Here is a 648-nt window from a genome sequence, read left to right on the forward strand (position 1 = left end):
TCCGGGGAACTTGTGCAAAAAAGCGCCGCTACCAGCGCCACAGGAACACGCGATCCAAAAAGCGGCGCTTTGATAATGGAGATTAAATGAGCAAGATACCGCAATTTTCCAGCGTTCATACACACACCGTTTTCTGCGACGGCAGAGACGACATAGAAACAATGTGCCGCGCCGCTTTTGAAAATCAACTTTGCGCGATAGGGTTTAGCGCCCACGCGCCTATTACAAAAAAAACTGGCATAGAGAGCGACTGGCATTTGAAAGACGATAAGTTTGAAGAGTATATCGAACAGGTTCTTGCGGCGAAAAAACGTTGGCGCGGCAAGTTGGAAGTCTTGCTCGGCTTTGAAATCGATTACATCAAGGGATTGCGCTCCGCGCTGGATAGCGACATAACGGAAGCAAATCCCGATTATTTAATTGGTAGCGTTCATTATTTGGTTCCCGCTAACGGCGCAAAACCGTTTACGGTGGACGGCCCGCCGGAAGAATTTTCTCAGGGGCTTAACGAAGGTTTTAACGGAGACGCGCAGGCACTTATGAACAGTTATTACGACGCGCAGGCGGAAATGTTAGCGCTCGGCGGCTTTGAAATTCTGGGGCACGCGGACCTTCTTAAAAAAAATTGCCAAGGTAAAAATTTATGGC

At 48.6% G+C, this 648-nt stretch carries 1 protein-coding gene; it reads left to right on the forward strand.

Going from position 1 to position 648, the window contains the following annotated elements:
- Positions 1 to 86 precede the first annotated feature (86 nt).
- On the forward strand, positions 87 to 648 hold a 562-nt coding region (locus ACYVTD_RS15320), incomplete at its 3' end, for a histidinol-phosphatase HisJ family protein (RefSeq protein WP_461248565.1).

This window comes from Treponema sp. R6D11, from assembly GCF_054786075.1.